The following is a 14,883-nucleotide window of genomic DNA, read 5'->3' on the forward strand; positions in this document are numbered from 1 at the left end:
TCCTCGTGGTAGTGGGAATCTAGCGCGAGCCTTGGACCCGTTCAACCAGCAAATACCTTTGCTGGAACGAAATTTTGCATGCCTAACGGTCTGGTGTCATCCCAAGACGGAACGACACATCATGGAACTCACCACGGGCGCTATCCTGCGCCGCATCACCGAAACGCCGCTTTCCACATCGGCCCATAAGCTTGCGACAATCATCCTTGACGGGATCGCCTGGAAGGACGGTTACAACGGGCTCGAGCGCGGGACGGCCGCGTTCACGCTGGCGCATCTCGCCGAGAAGATGGGCGTGTCACGGCAGCACCTGACGGCACTCCTGATCGAGCTCTCCGCGTCTGGTTTGGCGCTGGTCAGGTGGAAGCCGAACGGTAAGTTCGCGCCGTGGCTCTTCAGGTTCGGGGAGCGAGAGGATGCCGATGCGCTGCCAGATGTCGTGTCATCCTCAAGCGACACATCACTATCTAGAGAGTCTAAGAACAAAACTATCTTTACCGGGAGGATTGCTATTAATGAAGCATCCAACGTCTATCGGACACCTTGGGCGGACCTGATCAAGGCCGCAAAGGCTTCGCTCGCATGTTGGAATGTCGACACGCAGGTCATCTGGGAGCGTTTCCATGCGTTCAACCGGTCGCGCGGAAATGCGACAGTGCCGGCTGGATATCTGCTGGGTTTCATGCGGCGGTGGCGCACCACGCCACCATCTGCCTCGAAGGCGCTTTCAGCTGAGCCCGCGCGCCAGCCCTCCGTTGAGCCGAAGGTGAAGGAGCTTCACGATCAGATCCGGGCTGCACCTAGTTCCAACCGACAGTTTCATGCATCTGACCTGTGCAGGCTGATTGGGCGGACCGCCTATGATGCTCGAGTCCTGGACGTCGTCCGACAGTTCGGATGCCCCAAGTTCGCTGCAATCCTTGCTGTCCATGGACGGGCGGTTCTTGCTGGGGAGATATCACGTTGACCATGGCACGACCCGGAAACTGAACTCCGAGCTCACCTAGCACCTTCCTTTTGCCCACAGGTCCTCAATTTTCTTTAGGGTTCGGATTTGCCGCACGACAACACAAGTCCACGCTTGGTCGCATTGATTTCTGCTATAGCTAACCCGCGCCCCTTGATCAGCGCGTAGACCGCCGGGATCACGACCAGCGTCAGGATGGTGGACGACACCATGCCGCCGATCATCGGCACGGCGATGCGGCTCATCACCTCAGATCCGGTGCCATGCGCCCAAAGGATGGGCATCAGGCCTGCCATGATGGCGACGACGGTCATCATTTTTGGCCGCACCCGTTCGACCGCGCCGACCATGATCGCCGCATCAAGATCGGCGCGGGTGAAGGTGCGGCCCGCGCGGTCGACCTCGGCCCGGCGTTCGGCCAACGCATGGTCGAGATAGATCAGCATGATCACCCCGGTTTCTGCAGCGACCCCGGCCAGCGCGATGAACCCGACAGCGACCGCGACGGACGTGTTGAAGTCCATCCACCACATCAGCCACACCCCGCCGACCAGCGCAAAAGGCAGCGACAGCATCACGATCAGGGTTTCGGTCAGCCTGCGGAAGTTCAGGAACAGCAGCAGGAAAATCACCGCCAGCGTGATCGGCACGACGATGGCGAGACGTGCCTTGGCGCGTTCGAGATATTCGAACTGCCCGCTCCAGCCCAGCGAATAGCCGGGCGGCAAGATCACCTCGCCCGCAACCGCCGCCTGCGCCTCGGCGACATAGCCGCCCAGATCGCGGCCCGCGATATCGACGAAGATATAGACAGCCAGCTGGCCATTCTCGGTGCGGATCGACGTGGCCCCCCGCGTGCGTTCCACTTTTGCCACCTCGCCCAAGGGCACGGTGCCACCACCGGGCAGCGCCACCTGCACCTCGCGCGCGATGGCGTCGGGGTCTTGTCGCAACGCCGCCGGATAGCGCAGCGCCACGTTATAGCGCTCACGACCCTCGACGGTCTGGGTGATCGCCTCGGCCCCGAGCGCCATGGCGATCACCTCCTGCACGTCCTCGATCGACAGGCCATAGCGCGCCAGCCGTTCGCGGTCGGGCAAAATGTCGAGGTAATAGCCACCGATCACCCGTTCGGCATAGGCGCTGGTGGTGCCGGGGACGTTGCGCAGCACCGCCTCGACCTGCCGGGCGACAGCTTCCATCTCGGTCAGATCCGTGCCAAACACCTTGACCCCCACCGGCGTGCGGATGCCGGTCGCCAGCATATCGATGCGGGCCCGGATGGGCTGGGTCCAGGCGTTCGACACGCCCGGGAATTGCAGAGCGGCATCCATCTCGGCCCGCAAACTGTCCATCGTCACGCCGGAGCGCCATTGGTCTTTCGGCTTCAACTGGATGATGGTCTCGAACATCTCGGTCGGTGCGGGGTCGGTGGCGGTCAATGCCCGGCCAGCCTTGCCGAACACCGTTTCCACCTCGGGGAAGCTGCGGATGATGCGGTCCTGCATCTGCATCAGTTCCGCAGCCTTGGTGACCGACAGACCCGGCAGGGTTGTCGGCATATACATCATCGTGCCCTCGTCCAGCGCGGGCATGAACTCGGACCCCAACTGCCGCGCGGGCCAGACGGTGGCGACCAGTGCCACCAGCGCCAGCAGAATCGTAAACAGCCGCGCCCGCAGCACCCATTGGATGACGGGGCGGTAAAGCGCGATCAGGACTCGGTTCACCGGGTTGCGGTGTTCCGGCACGATCCGCCCGCGCACGAAGATCACCATCAGCGCGGGCACGAGCGTGACCGACAAGAGCGCCGCCGCTGCCATGGCAAAGGTCTTGGTTGCAGCCAAGGGGCCGAACAGCCGCCCCTCTTGCCCTTCCAGCGCAAAGATCGGCAGGAAGGACACGGTGATGATCAGCAGGCTGAAGAACAGCGCCGGGCCGACCTCGGACGCGGCCTCGATCAATACCTCGACCCGAGGTTTGCCGGGTTCGGCCCGTTCCAGATGCTTGTGGGCGTTTTCAATCATCACGATGGCGGCGTCGATCATGGCGCCGATGGCAATGGCGATGCCGCCAAGGCTCATGATGTTGGCCCCGATGCCAAGCGCGCGCATGGCGGTGAAGGCCATCAGCAGACCCACGGGCAGCATGATGATGGCCACCAGCGACGACCGGACATGCAGCAGGAACACGAACGTCACCAGCGCCACGACGATGCTTTCTTCCAGCAGCGTTGTGCGCAGGGTTTCAATCGCCGACAGGATCAGGCTGGACCGATCATAGACGGTGACGATCTCTACCCCCTCGGGCAGGCTCTGCGCGATGGTGTCGATCTCTGCCTTGGCGTTGTCGATCACGTCCAGCGCATTGGCCCCCACCCGTTGCAGCACGATGCCGCTGGCCACTTCGCCCTCGCCATCCAGTTCCGCAATGCCCCGGCGTTCGTCGGGCACAATCTCGACCCGCGCCACGTCACGCAGCAGGACCGGCACGCCACCCTCGGCGCGAACCGGCACCATCTCCAGATCGGCGATCCCGCCCAGATAGCCACGCCCGCGCACCATGAATTCAAACTCTGACAGCTCGACCGTTCGGCCGCCGGTGTCCATGTTGCTGGCCGTAACCGCCTCGCCGATCTCGGACAGGGTGATGCCAAGGGCGCGCATCCGCACTGGATCGACGGTGATCGAGTATTGCTTGACGAAGCCGCCGACGCTGGCCACCTCGGACACGCCATCCGCACGGCTGATGGCAAAACGCATCACCCAGTCCTGCAAGGACCGCAACTCGGCAAGGCTGAGGTTCTCGCCCTTCAGCGCGTATTGATAGACCCAGCCGACGCCCGTGGCATCGGGGCCGAGCGCGGGCGTCACCCCTTCGGGCAGGCGCGCGGCGGCGGCGTTGAGGTATTCCAGAACGCGGGACCGCGCCCAGTAGGGGTCCACCCCGTCTTCGAAAATCACATAGACGAACGAAATGCCGAAGAACGAAAACCCCCGCACCACACGCGACTGCGGCACAGTCAGCATGGCCGAGGTCAGGGGATAGGTCACCTGATCCTCGACCACTTGCGGGGCCTGGCCGGGATATTCGGTCAGCACGATCACCTGCACATCCGACAGGTCGGGGATGGCGTCGATGGGCAAGGTGCGCAGCGACCAAAGGCCCGCCGCCACCGTGAACACAGTGGCGAAAAGGACCAGCAGCACGTTGCGGGCCGACCATTCGATAATACGGGCAATCATGGGTTGGCCTCCGGGGTAGCGAGCGCCGCAAGGGCGGCGTTGAGGTTGCTTTCGGCGTCGATCAGGAAGGTGGCAGAGCTGACCACGATGTCGCCTGCCGCCACGCCACTGACGATCTCGATCATACCGCCACCCCGGCGGCCCACAGTCACCGGTTCGGGTCGGAACCGCCCTTCACCCAGATCAAGGATCACGACCTGCCGGTCGCCAGTGTCGATCACCGCGCCTTCGGGCACCTGCACCACAGGAGCTTGGCCCAGCATGATTTCCACATCCGCGAACATGTTGGGGCGAAGTAGGCCATCAGGGTTGGGAAGTTCGATGCGCAGCTTGCCCGTGCGGGTCATCATGTCGAGTTCCGGATAAATGGTGTCGATCCGGCCGGTCATCGGTTCACCGGCAAGGCCCGGAAAGCTGACGCGCACCTCTGCCCCGGTCGTCACCTCCATCATCGCGGTTTCTGGGACTTCGGCGATGACCCAGATTGTCGAGGTGTCGGCGATGCGGAACAGGGTTTCGCCCGCTTCCGACATCATGCCTTCGACCGCCATCCTCTCCAGCACCACGCCGCTGCGCGGGGCCATGATTGGGATGCTGACCGTTGTCTGGCCCTCGGTCGCAATGCGATCGATCACCTCTCCCGGCACGCCGAGGTTTTCCAATCGTTGCCGCGCGCCTTCCCGTAACCGCCCCTCTGACCGCACGTCAGTTAGGAACTGTGCAAGGGCGGCAGCAATCTCGGGCGAGTAAAGTGTCAAGAGCGGTGCGCCCTCCGCAATCGTGCTGCCGGTGGTTACATCCGCCACGGTTTCGATAAAGGCATCGGCGCGCAGCGAAATGACGCTGATCTTGCGCTCATCCAGCATCACGATCCCGGGCGCACGCAGGGAGGCGGCCAGCGGGGCCAGCACGGCCTCACTGGTCCGAACCCCGGTGCGCTGCAACTTGCCCGGCGAGACGGTAACCGACCCGTCATCGCTGTCGCCGCCTTCATAGACAGGAATGTAGTCCATCCCCATCGAGTCCTTCTTCGGCACCGGCGAGGTGTCGGGCAGGCCCATGGGGTTGCGATAGTAGAGGACGGTCCGTTCACCTGTCTCCGCCATGGCCGTTTCTGCAGCGGGCTCGGGAACAGGGCCCAGCGTGAGATCCTCGGTGGCAAGGACCGGCAGGAAGGCCCGCCCATCCGCCGTTTGCTGCTCGGATGCCGACCATTCGGGCAATCCGTCTGGATGCCTCCAATAGATCACCGGACCGGTTGGCTCTGCTTGTGAGGCAACAGCACCCGGCATGGCAACCGCATCATTGCCCATCAACAAGGCAAGCTGCATTTTGGCCATTTCCGTCAGGCTGGCCGCGGTGATGCCCTTTTCGCCAGCGGTCAGCCCGACCCACCCGGCTGTTCCCGCGACAAGGACTGCGGCCGTCAGCTTACCAAATGCGCTCATGGCTCGGCTCGCAGTTCCAACTCGGCGGAAACGGTTTCAGGTTCACCCTGCACCTTTGCCGCCACCGAAAACCGCCATCCGCCCGCCATGGTGAGATCCGCGCTGAACAGGTAAGTGCCCGGAACTTCGGCCGGCAATGCGGTGACGGGTGAGGTCATCATCTCCATCCCGTCGGGGGCCATATCCATGCGTGTGGCATAGATGACCGCGCCCTCGACCGGCTGGCCGGTGCGAAGATCAGTCAGACGAAGTTCAATCGTCACCCCTGATCCGACACGGTGGTCGGTCGAGGCGATTTCGAAACGGTAGTCGTCTGCACCTGCCCACGGGGCAGATGCGCCAATGAGAAGTGCAAGAACGGAGCCGCAGATGCGGCGGAACATGTTTGTCATGAGGAAGACCCTTTGATTGCAGCGATAGCGCACCCGCAACGCCAATTGGCGCAGGTGCAAACGGCATCATCCGCGTGCTCACGCACGCGGCAGGGTCAAACGCGGGGAGGGCGCCTCAAGCCATCCGGTGGAAGCCCGGATGGTGGATGGAAGTCAGGGAGCATCAGGATTGCAGCGGATGCCTCGTCGGTCACAGAGAGCCCGGGGGCTTGCACCAGAGCGAGCATTGTCATTCCGCCACGCGCCATCATCTCGCAGGCGACGCCACATGCCTGATCATCGGGGCAATCACCTTCGCAGCACGGGTCCGCAGCTGCCGCGATCTCTGCCGCAAGTCCGGCCGATACCTCACTGACTGTGGCCCCGAACAAGGACACAGCCAGAAGCACCGCCAGAAATGATCGGACCATCCACGACATTAAGAATCCATGCCATGTGGAAACAAGTTCGGCAACGCACATCCGGTTGAACGAGTGCATTTGGTGCTCAGGCTGCCCGGGGCGCAAAGAGGATGATTGCAGCGCCAAGCACACAAATCGCGGCACCGGTCATTTCCCACGCATCCGGGCGCTGCTTCTCGACAAGCCAGAGCCAGCCAAGGGAGGCGGCAATGTAGACACCGCCGTAGGCCGCATAGGCACGCCCGGCGAAATCCGATGGCGCGAGGGTAAGGAGCCAGGCAAAGACCGCAAGGCTGAGGATGCCGGGAACCAGCCAGAGCGCGCTCGCTCCTTGTCGCATCCAGGCCCAGACCGCGAAGCAACCGGCGATTTCGGCAAGAGCGGCGCCGGCGTAAATGGCGAGTGTTGCGGGTGCGGTCATTGCGTCGCCTCTGTCTCCGGATGCCGATGATCGGTTGCGCAAAGCGAATGGTCACCCAGAACTTCGATGACCCGGCAATCGGCAATCTTGCCGCCCGCACATTGCACGACCATGCGCTCGAGTTCGGCTTTCAGCGCGGTCAGGCGCGCAAGGCGACTTTCGACTTCGACCAACTGGGCCCTTGCGATGGCGTCCGCTGCAGCGCAGGACTGATCAGGTCTGTCCGACAAGCTGAGAAGGTCGCGGATCGCTTCCAGCGTAAATCCCAGATCGCGGGCATGACGGATGAAGGCGAGCCGTTCCATCGCCTTGCGACCATAGAGCCGCTGGTTTCCCGAGCTGCGTTCGGCTTCGGGAAGCAGGCCAATCTGTTCGTAGTAGCGGATCGTTGGAACCTTCACCCCGGCCGCGTCGCCCAATTTTCCGATGGTCAGCATCAGATTCCCCTTGAAGCTATAGTTGCTAGAGACATTAGGTTGCTGATTCGATGAAATCAACTGCCCGCTCTGCGGCAGGAGGAATGACGATGTCGGAAGCTGCACGCGAAACGTCCTGCGACTGGACAGTGACTGGCATGGACTGCGGGTCCTGCGCGACCAAAATCAAGGATGCGGTCGCGCGTCTGCCGGGAGTAAGCGGCGTCGAGGTCGGGATCATGTCGGAGCGCCTGAGACTGACGCTGGATGAAGGGCAGACCGCGAAGGACAGGATCGAGAAGACTGTCCGCGCACTTGGCTACGAGATTGCGCCACGCACAGCATCGGCGAAGAAAGAATTCGTGCTGCCCGGCGCACAGGCTGTGGCCGATACGACCGACGCGCATCCGGATCTCGATCACGCCAACCGCGATCATGAGGGCCACGATCACGCCGGTCACGATCACGGCCCGAAATCATCCGGCACTAAGCAGGACGAGTCCCGCCACGGCAGCCCCGGCCATATCCATGACGACCCTGCGGATCGCGGCAAGCGTTGGTTTCAGACTGCCAAGGGTAGGCTGGTGATCTTCACTGCCCTTCTGCTGGGGGCTGCCTGGATCATTGAGTATCTGGCACCCGAGATCGGCAAATGGGCCTTCGTCGCCGCTTGTCTGATCGGGGTGGCACCGGTAGCGCAGCGTGCCTTTGCTGCCCTTCGCATGGGTCAGCCCTTCACCATCGAAAGCCTGATGACGATCGCGGCCGTCGGCGCGCTCTTCATCGACGCAGCCGAAGAGGCGGCGCTGGTCGTGTTCCTGTTCGCCGTGGGCGAAGTGCTGGAAGGCGTGGCCGCAGGCAAGGCACGGGACGGCATCCGGGCGCTGGCCAACCTGGTGCCCAAGACGGCACAACTGGTCACAGGTGACACCACGCGCGAGGTGCCAGCAGCAAGCCTGTCCGTTGGTCAGACCGTCCTTGTCCGCCCCGGCGACCGCATTCCGGCCGATGGCGAAATTACCGACGGGACCTCGGGTGTGGACGAAAGCCCGGTCACGGGTGAAAGCGTGCCCAAGACGCGCGGGCCGGGCGATGCGGTCTTTGCCGGGGCGATCAACACCGAGGCCGCCCTGCGCGTGAAGGTCACCAAGGGGCCGGAGGACAACACCATCGCCCGGATCATCCGCCTGGTCGAAGAGGCCGAGGAGGCGCGCGCGCCGACGGAACGCTTCATCGACCGCTTCAGCCGCTGGTACATGCCTGCCATCGTTGCCGTCGCGGCCCTTGTCGTGCTGGTGCCGCCCCTGGCCTTCGGTCAGCCGTGGGATACCTGGGTCTATCGGGGCCTTGCGCTTCTGCTGATCGGCTGCCCCTGCGCACTGGTCATCTCGGTTCCCGCCTCCATCGCCTCGGCCATGTCCACCGGGGCGCGGCGCGGACTCTTGATGAAGGGCGGCGCCGTGATCGAAGCGGCGGCCAAGGTCGATGTCGTGACCTTCGACAAGACCGGGACGCTGACGCATGGCCGCCCGCAGGTGACGGATGTGGTGCCGTTTGGGGCCACCACCGAAGCCGAGCTTCTGGCCGTTGCGGCCGGAGTCGAGACAGGGTCGAGCCACCCGCTGGCCATCGCCATCCTGAACAAGGCCAAGGACGCAGGCGTGACTGCGCTGCCATCGCAGGATGCCAAGGCGCTGATGGGAAAGGGTGTTGTCGCGACAGTGGATGGTGAGCCCGCATGGGTTGCCTCTCCGCGTTACGCGATGGAACATGGTGGGCTTGAAGGCCTTGGCTTGCGACAGGCCACGATCTTTGAGGAGGATGGCAAGACCGCTGTTGCGGTGTTCCGCGAAAAGACCCCACTTGGGTTGCTTGCCATGCGAGACGAGCCACGGGCGGACGCCAAGGACGCTGTGGGCCAGCTCACGGCCATGGGGGTGACCTCGGTGATCCTGACCGGGGACAACCCGCGAACGGCCTCCGCCATTGCCGGAAGTCTCGGGCTGAAGTTCGAGGCTGACATGATGCCCGAAGACAAGCTTGCCTATATCCGCGAGATCGGCTCCAAGGGCGGCGTGATGATGATCGGCGACGGCATCAACGACGCGCCGGCGCTGAAGCAGGCAAGCGTTGGCGTGGCGATGGGCTCGGGCACAGATGTGGCGCTGGAAACCGCCGATGCGGCAATCCTGCGCGACCGGGTCACCGACATCCCGGCGACAATCCGTCTGTCGCGAGCCGCAATGGCCAACATCCGCCAGAACGTGACCATCGCGTTGGGGCTGAAAGCCGTGTTTCTGGTGACCTCGGTTTTCGGTCTGACCGGCCTGTGGATCGCGATCCTGGCCGATACCGGGGCAACGGTGCTGGTAACCCTGAACGCCCTGCGCCTCCTGCGGTTCAATCCCGAGCGTGAGAGCTGACACCATGATCTCGGGTTTTGGCTGGGCCGCGCTGGCCCTTCTGTTCGGTTATTTGGCTCTGTTCTTCTGGGGCAGTGCCTTGGCGGCGCAAGCGGCGGGGCGATCCGTCTGGCTGTTTTCGCGCGCCAAGGGGCGCGACCGGGTGGCCGCGATGGGGTTTCGGGCGGCCTTTGCGCTTGCCTTTTTCGGACCGCTTCTCTGGCTTGCCGTCCCCGCACTACACAAGGTCGATCCGCTTTGGACTGAGGGGCGCGCCATATTCCTCGGCCTGATCGGAGTGTTTGTCGCAGGGCTTGGCGCGATGGTGGCTTTTGCCGCGCAGATGTCGATGGGATCATCCTGGCGCGTTGGCGTGGTGGACGGCGAAACCGGCGATCTGGTCTCGGGCGGCCTCTATCGCTTCAGCCGCAACCCGACCTTTGTTGGTCAGGCGGCGCTGCTGGCAGGTGTTGCCATTGCGGTTCCGGCAGTCCCAACAGTCCTCGCGCCAATCCTGTTTCTGTGGTCGGCCACCACGCAAGTCCGGTCGGAAGAGGCCGCCCTGCGCTTGGCCATTGGGCCGGATTATGACCGTTATGCGGCATCGGTTCCCCGCTGGATCGGCATCAACCGCAAGGCTGAACAATGACCAAGGCGAAGCTGATTTCGGTGATCGCTGCCGCAGTGGTGGCAGACCAGGTGACCAAGGCAACAGCGCTGTCGCTGCTGACGCAGGGGACTGCGGTTCCGGTTCTTCCGGGCTTCAACCTCACCCTTGGCTTCAACGAGGGCGCGAGTTTCGGAATGATGGGCGGGCTCATGGCGGGCAAGCCTCTTTTGATGGCGGCGCTGACGGGCGTGCTGACTGTTGCCTTCGCGGTCATGGCATTCAGGGCGCGGCACCCGCTGGAACGCGCGGGTTTTGCGCTGGTCGTGGGCGGGGCGCTTGGCAACATCATCGACAGGGTGCGGCAAGGGGCCGTCACTGACTTCCTTGATTTCTATTGGCGCGACTGGCACTGGCCCACATTCAACGTCGCCGATATTGCGATCACCTTAGGCGCGGTCCTGATCCTTGCCGCCTCATTTCCCCTTTGTCGCCGCAAGGAGCCTGTTCTTGACCAACACTGACCCGCAGAGCCTTTCGCGCGACGACTTGCCCTTGACCGCCGCCTTCCTTATTGCGCTGGCGGCCACGCTTGGTGCGCTTTTCATCGGCGAGGTGCTGGGCCAGATGCCTTGCACGCTGTGCTGGTATCAGCGCATCGCCATGTTCCCGCTGGTGCCGATCCTCGGCCTTTCGCTCTGGCGCGGGGACGGCATGGCACGCACCTACGCCTTGCCGCTGGTCTTGGCCGGGCTGGCGCTTGCGGCCTGGCATTCGGGGCTTTACGCAGGGATCCTGCCCGCGCCCATCGTGCCCTGCACCGAGAACGGCCCATCCTGCACCGGCGAGGCGCAGGTCATCCTTGGCGTGCCGATCCCGTATCTTTCCATGGTCGCCTTTGTGGCGGTCCTTGCCTGTCTCCTATTGCCGAAAGGACAACGCCCATGAATCGTCGCAATCTCCTGATCGGAGCATCCGCACTCGGGCTCGCCGCCTTTGCAGGCGGCGCCATCATCCTGAACCGTCGCCGTTCGGCCGAGGCGGAGGCAGTGGCTGCCGCCACGCCTGCCGTAGATCCGGCGCTTTTGGTCCGAGAGTATTCCCCCAGCTTCGGTCCCGCCGATGCGCCGGTCACATTGGTCGAGTTCTTCGATCCCTCTTGCGAGGCCTGCCGCGCTTACCACCCCGTGGTGCAGGAAATCCGGCGGCAGTTTCCGACTCAGGTCCGCGTTGTGTTGCGCTACACCGTCTTCCATGAAGGCTCGGACGAGGCCGTGCGCATCCTTGAAGCTGCGCGGATGCAGGACAAGTTCGAACCGGTGCTGGACGCGCTTCTGGAGCAGCAGCCCGGCTGGGCCGTTCATGGCTCACCAGAGATGGATGTCGCCTGGGAAATCGCCGGTGCCGCAGGTCTCAATCTGGATAAGGCGGAAACCGACCAGTTCTTCCCGGGGATCACCGGCATTCTGAACCAGGACGCGGCCGATGTCGAAGCACTGGCCATCCGTCAGACCCCGACCTTCTTTCTGAACGGGAAGCGGCTGGAAAACTTCAGCGCCGAAAGCCTGATCGCGGATGTCCGCTTTGCGGTGGAGAACAACTGACGGCGTTCAGGACCGGTTGGCGAAGGCCGAAAACAGGGCCAGCGTCCGCGCGCTCACGTGATGCTCGATGCCCTCGGCATCGCGCTCCGCCGTCTCGGGATCGAGACCCAGACTGATGAGAAAACGCAGCACGATTTCGTGCCGACGCCGGCATTCCTGTGCCAGCGCACGCCCGTCTTCCGTCAGAAAGACCGACCGATACTTCGCGCGGGTGATCAGTCCCTCCCGCGCCAGACGGTCGAGCGTCTTGCTCACTGTCGGCACCTTCACGCCAAGCCGCGCGGCGATGTCCACGGGCCGCGCTTCGCCTTGATCGTGGATCAACTCCGCGATCAGTTCGACGTAATCTTCGGCCAGCTCATTGCGCCGGGCTTCGCGCACGCCCTGAAACGCTCCGGCGCGTAGATCCGCGGGCCGGTCATCCGACATAAAGTGGGGTGCAGGATCGAGCTCTGTCATCATGGCAGTCTCGCATGGAATGGATTGACAAGTAAAGGCGCAGAGAAGATTGTTAGCCTTACCTAACTTTGTGTGCCAAGACTTTGGTACGACCATAAGAGTGTAGAAAGCAAAATCCATGTCCGCGAACGCTTGGCGTCGAGAGAGCGAGACACCATCCCTTTCGGAAGTCTTCCGCAGCATCGCGGTCGGCAACGGCGGCACCAGCAGGTTTAGGCGCTTCCTTGCTTTCATCGGACCAGGCTATCTGGTGGCGGTGGGCTACATGGACCCCGGAAACTGGGCGACCTCGCTCGCGGGCGGGGCGGCCTTTGGCTACACGCTTTTATTCGTGGCCCTGCTGTCGAACATCATGGCGATCCTGCTCCAGTCACTATGCGCGCGGCTCGCTGTCGCCTCGGGGCGCGATCTGGCGCAGGCCTGCCGCGATGCCTTCCCCAAGTGGATGTCGGTCCCACTGTGGGTGCTGGCGGAGGGGGCGATCATCGCCACGGACCTGGCAGAGGTGATCGGCACCGCCATCGGCCTGAACCTTTTGTTCGGGATTCCGCTGGAGATTGGCATCTTCATCACCGCCGCCGACGTCTTCCTGATCCTGTGGTTGCAAAACAAAGGCTTCCGCTGGATCGAGGCGCTGATCATTTCGCTGATGGCTCTAATTGCCGCCTGCTTTGTCGTGCTGATTGCGCAGGCCAACCCTGTCTGGGGCGAAGTCATCGCCGGGTTCGCCCCTAGCCGCGAGATTGTGGGCAACCCGACCATGCTCTACTTGGCACTTGGCATCATCGGGGCGACGGTCATGCCGCATAATCTTTACCTACATTCGGGCATCGTTCAGACTAGGGCCTTTGCGCTTGACCTGCCCGCTAAACGCGAGGCCCTGCGGCTGGCCACCTGGGACAGCACCATCGCCCTGATGTTCGCGCTGACGATCAACGCCTCGATCCTGATCCTCGCCGCCGCCGCGTTCTACACCGTCGGCGAAAACGATGTGGCCGAGATCGACAAGGCGCATCTTTTGCTGGAGCCGCTGCTGGGATCATCGCTCGCGCCGATCCTATTTGGGGTGGCGCTGTTGTGCGCGGGGCTCAACTCCACCGTCACAGCCACCATGGCCGGGCAAATCGTGATGGAGGGGTTCATCAACCTGCGCATCGCACCTTGGGCGCGGCGGCTGATCACCCGCTGCCTTGCAATCCTGCCCGCCATCTTCGTGATCCTGCTCTACGGCAGCGAAGGCGTGGGTCAGCTTTTGATCCTGAGCCAGGTCGTTTTGTCGTTCCAACTGCCCTTTGCCATTGTGCCTTTGGTCATGTTCACCGCCAGCCGCGCCAAGATGGGTGAACTCGTGGCCCCGCGCTGGCTGACCGGCCTGTGCTGGCTGATCGCGGCTGTCATCATCGTGCTGAACATAAACCTGCTGTCTACCGTTCTGTTAGGCTGACTCCAGCAAATTCCATCCAGTTACGCAAGGTAAAGCCGGTCACGGAATCTCGCTTGAAGTGCAAGGGTATGGCCGTGCAGCGTAATCAGATCAGCAGCACCTGAGTGCCGACTTGCGCAATGTCGTAGAGTTCGATGACATGCTCGTTGTACAGACCGATGCAGCCATTCGATGATCTGCGTCCTATCTTTCGGGTGTCGTGAGTACCGTGGATCAAGTAGGCTGGCCAGGACAGATACAATCCGCGGACACCCAGTGGGTTGTCCTTGGCTCCACCCTCCACCATCTTCGGCCAGTCCGGGTTGCGCTCGAGCATCGAAGCCGTTGGGCGCCACGGCGGGTTCACGGCCTTGCGGACAATCTCGGTCCGCCCGAGCCGGGTCAGTTCCTCGGACAGAGGGACGGATGAGGGATATAGCAGGTAAATCGACTGATCCTCTGACCAATAATGGAGTGCGCGTGACTTGGTATCCGCCAGAATTGCACCACCCCGAGTATTCTCAAAATAGTCCTGCCACTGCGGCATCCGGAAGCTGGACACGTTGTTCCGCACGCTGCTTGACGCGGGAGCTTGAAACTCCGTGCTGCCTTCCTGTGACCGGGCCGGCAGGGCTGCAAGACTGGCCACCCCGATTGCACCACCCAGCAACGCCCGCCGCTTCACCAAATCGCTGGTCATGGAACACTCCTTCACACGCTTTTCGCGAGTGGAAGTATCGTTCGCTCGTAGACGAGACATATGTGGACACCCCCTTCGTCAAGTCTTTCCTCAAAGCGCGTCGAATCCGGTTGGGTGCTTGCATATGTCCGGCCTCGTAGTGCGGCCGGTTGGCCGCGGGCCCTGATGATATCCGCGGATCATGGTCCCTATCAAATCATCGCGCTTTTGGGCGCTGTCTCGCGAACGGGGTTTCCTGATCCCCGGCAAAACCGGTAGTCATCACGCTTCTTGGGCAGACCCTCCGAACTGTTGCGACGCCAGTGCGTCGTATTCTATGCGGCTGCTTCTCCGTAGACGGTTTTCCGTGCCATCACGGCCCAGCAGATCCGTGCCATCTTGTTGGCCAGGGCCACCGT

The 14,883-nt window shown here is 62.9% G+C and carries 14 protein-coding genes; 7 read left to right on the forward strand and 7 right to left on the reverse strand.

The genetic code is table 11. The annotated features are described in order from the left end of the window. Positions 1 to 121: 121 nt before the first annotated feature. On the forward strand, positions 122 to 967 hold the full coding sequence (locus G481_RS0116535) for a hypothetical protein (protein ID WP_028031003.1): 846 nt from the start codon (positions 122 to 124) through the stop codon (positions 965 to 967). A gap of 74 nt (positions 968 to 1,041) precedes the next feature. Here the strand turns inward: G481_RS0116535 and G481_RS0116540 are convergent, their stop codons facing one another. The 5 genes from G481_RS0116540 to G481_RS0116560 all read right to left on the reverse strand — a co-directional run bounded on the left by G481_RS0116540 (position 1,042) and on the right by G481_RS0116560 (position 7,311). Then, the gene (locus G481_RS0116540; protein WP_028031004.1) at positions 1,042 to 4,212 is read right to left on the reverse strand and encodes an efflux RND transporter permease subunit; all 3,171 of its coding nucleotides are present in this window, start codon (positions 4,210 to 4,212) and stop codon (positions 1,042 to 1,044) included. Beyond that, positions 4,209 to 5,660, reverse strand: coding sequence for an efflux RND transporter periplasmic adaptor subunit (locus G481_RS0116545; RefSeq protein ID WP_028031005.1), 1,452 nt, complete (start codon positions 5,658 to 5,660; stop codon positions 4,209 to 4,211). The genes G481_RS0116540 and G481_RS0116545 overlap by 4 nt, the downstream gene beginning before the upstream one ends. Continuing rightward, positions 5,657 to 6,052, reverse strand: coding sequence for a FixH family protein (locus tag G481_RS0116550; protein ID WP_154664654.1), 396 nt, complete (start codon positions 6,050 to 6,052; stop codon positions 5,657 to 5,659). Before G481_RS0116550 ends, G481_RS0116545 begins: the two co-directional genes overlap by 4 nt. A 486-nt stretch (positions 6,053 to 6,538) precedes the next feature. Continuing rightward, complete coding sequence (locus G481_RS0116555) at positions 6,539 to 6,874, reverse strand: YnfA family protein (protein ID WP_028031007.1); 336 nt, start codon at positions 6,872 to 6,874, stop codon at positions 6,539 to 6,541. After that, complete coding sequence (locus G481_RS0116560; protein WP_028031008.1) at positions 6,871 to 7,311, reverse strand: MerR family transcriptional regulator; 441 nt, start codon at positions 7,309 to 7,311, stop codon at positions 6,871 to 6,873. The genes G481_RS0116555 and G481_RS0116560 overlap by 4 nt, the downstream gene beginning before the upstream one ends. Positions 7,312 to 7,394: 83 nt before the next feature. Between G481_RS0116560 and G481_RS0116565 the strand changes: the two genes are divergently transcribed. The 5 genes from G481_RS0116565 to G481_RS0116585 are packed head-to-tail and all read left to right on the forward strand — an operon-like array spanning position 7,395 to position 11,903. Continuing rightward, positions 7,395 to 9,713 carry a heavy metal translocating P-type ATPase gene (locus G481_RS0116565; RefSeq protein WP_028031009.1) on the forward strand — a complete coding sequence of 773 codons (2,319 nt, stop codon included), beginning with the start codon at positions 7,395 to 7,397 and terminating at the stop codon, positions 9,711 to 9,713. A gap of 4 nt (positions 9,714 to 9,717) precedes the next feature. After that, complete coding sequence (locus G481_RS0116570; protein ID WP_028031010.1) at positions 9,718 to 10,341, forward strand: methyltransferase family protein; 624 nt, start codon at positions 9,718 to 9,720, stop codon at positions 10,339 to 10,341. Further along, the gene (gene lspA / locus G481_RS0116575) at positions 10,338 to 10,823 is read left to right on the forward strand and encodes a signal peptidase II (RefSeq protein WP_028031011.1); all 486 of its coding nucleotides are present in this window, start codon (positions 10,338 to 10,340) and stop codon (positions 10,821 to 10,823) included. The genes G481_RS0116570 and lspA overlap by 4 nt, the downstream gene beginning before the upstream one ends. After that, positions 10,810 to 11,247, forward strand: coding sequence for a disulfide bond formation protein B (locus G481_RS0116580; protein WP_084451045.1), 438 nt, complete (start codon positions 10,810 to 10,812; stop codon positions 11,245 to 11,247). The genes lspA and G481_RS0116580 overlap by 14 nt, the downstream gene beginning before the upstream one ends. Continuing rightward, positions 11,244 to 11,903, forward strand: a complete 660-nt coding sequence (locus G481_RS0116585) for a DsbA family protein (protein WP_028031013.1) — start codon at positions 11,244 to 11,246, stop codon at positions 11,901 to 11,903. Before G481_RS0116580 ends, G481_RS0116585 begins: the two co-directional genes overlap by 4 nt. A gap of 6 nt (positions 11,904 to 11,909) precedes the next feature. Here G481_RS0116585 and mntR read toward each other — a convergent pair whose 3' ends face one another. Further along, entirely contained in the window at positions 11,910 to 12,362 is a 453-nt protein-coding gene (mntR, locus tag G481_RS0116590) for a manganese-binding transcriptional regulator MntR (protein WP_028031014.1), read from the reverse strand. 118 nt (positions 12,363 to 12,480) lie between these two features. Here mntR and G481_RS24275 point away from each other — a divergent pair, with 118 nt between their 5' ends. Further along, positions 12,481 to 13,806 (forward strand): Nramp family divalent metal transporter, encoded by a 1,326-nt coding sequence (locus tag G481_RS24275; RefSeq protein ID WP_035026488.1) that lies wholly within the window; start codon positions 12,481 to 12,483, stop codon positions 13,804 to 13,806. 85 nt (positions 13,807 to 13,891) lie between these two features. Here the strand turns inward: G481_RS24275 and G481_RS0116600 are convergent, their stop codons facing one another. Then, complete coding sequence (locus tag G481_RS0116600; protein ID WP_028031015.1) at positions 13,892 to 14,485, reverse strand: L,D-transpeptidase; 594 nt, start codon at positions 14,483 to 14,485, stop codon at positions 13,892 to 13,894. Positions 14,486 to 14,883 lie beyond the last annotated feature (398 nt).

Source organism: Gemmobacter nectariphilus DSM 15620, assembly GCF_000429765.1.
Taxonomy (GTDB): domain Bacteria; phylum Pseudomonadota; class Alphaproteobacteria; order Rhodobacterales; family Rhodobacteraceae; genus Wagnerdoeblera; species Wagnerdoeblera nectariphila.

What these genes read in the sequence shown, in the direction of transcription:
- lspA (WP_028031011.1), top strand. Translation starts at nt 10,338, where the DNA reads ATGACCAAGGCGAAGCTGATTTCGGTGATCGCTGCCGCAGTGGTGGCA.
- G481_RS24275 (WP_035026488.1), top strand. Translation starts at nt 12,481, where the DNA reads ATGTCCGCGAACGCTTGGCGTCGAGAGAGCGAGACACCATCCCTTTCG.
- G481_RS0116565 (WP_028031009.1), top strand. Translation starts at nt 7,395, where the DNA reads ATGACGATGTCGGAAGCTGCACGCGAAACGTCCTGCGACTGGACAGTG.
- G481_RS0116535 (WP_028031003.1), top strand. Translation starts at nt 122, where the DNA reads ATGGAACTCACCACGGGCGCTATCCTGCGCCGCATCACCGAAACGCCG.
- G481_RS0116550 (WP_154664654.1), bottom strand. Translation starts at nt 6,052, where the DNA reads ATGACAAACATGTTCCGCCGCATCTGCGGCTCCGTTCTTGCACTTCTC.
- G481_RS0116545 (WP_028031005.1), bottom strand. Translation starts at nt 5,660, where the DNA reads ATGAGCGCATTTGGTAAGCTGACGGCCGCAGTCCTTGTCGCGGGAACA.
- mntR (WP_028031014.1), bottom strand. Translation starts at nt 12,362, where the DNA reads ATGACAGAGCTCGATCCTGCACCCCACTTTATGTCGGATGACCGGCCC.
- G481_RS0116555 (WP_028031007.1), bottom strand. Translation starts at nt 6,874, where the DNA reads ATGACCGCACCCGCAACACTCGCCATTTACGCCGGCGCCGCTCTTGCC.
- G481_RS0116585 (WP_028031013.1), top strand. Translation starts at nt 11,244, where the DNA reads ATGAATCGTCGCAATCTCCTGATCGGAGCATCCGCACTCGGGCTCGCC.
- G481_RS0116540 (WP_028031004.1), bottom strand. Translation starts at nt 4,212, where the DNA reads ATGATTGCCCGTATTATCGAATGGTCGGCCCGCAACGTGCTGCTGGTC.
- G481_RS0116600 (WP_028031015.1), bottom strand. Translation starts at nt 14,485, where the DNA reads ATGACCAGCGATTTGGTGAAGCGGCGGGCGTTGCTGGGTGGTGCAATC.
- G481_RS0116570 (WP_028031010.1), top strand. Translation starts at nt 9,718, where the DNA reads ATGATCTCGGGTTTTGGCTGGGCCGCGCTGGCCCTTCTGTTCGGTTAT.
- G481_RS0116560 (WP_028031008.1), bottom strand. Translation starts at nt 7,311, where the DNA reads ATGCTGACCATCGGAAAATTGGGCGACGCGGCCGGGGTGAAGGTTCCA.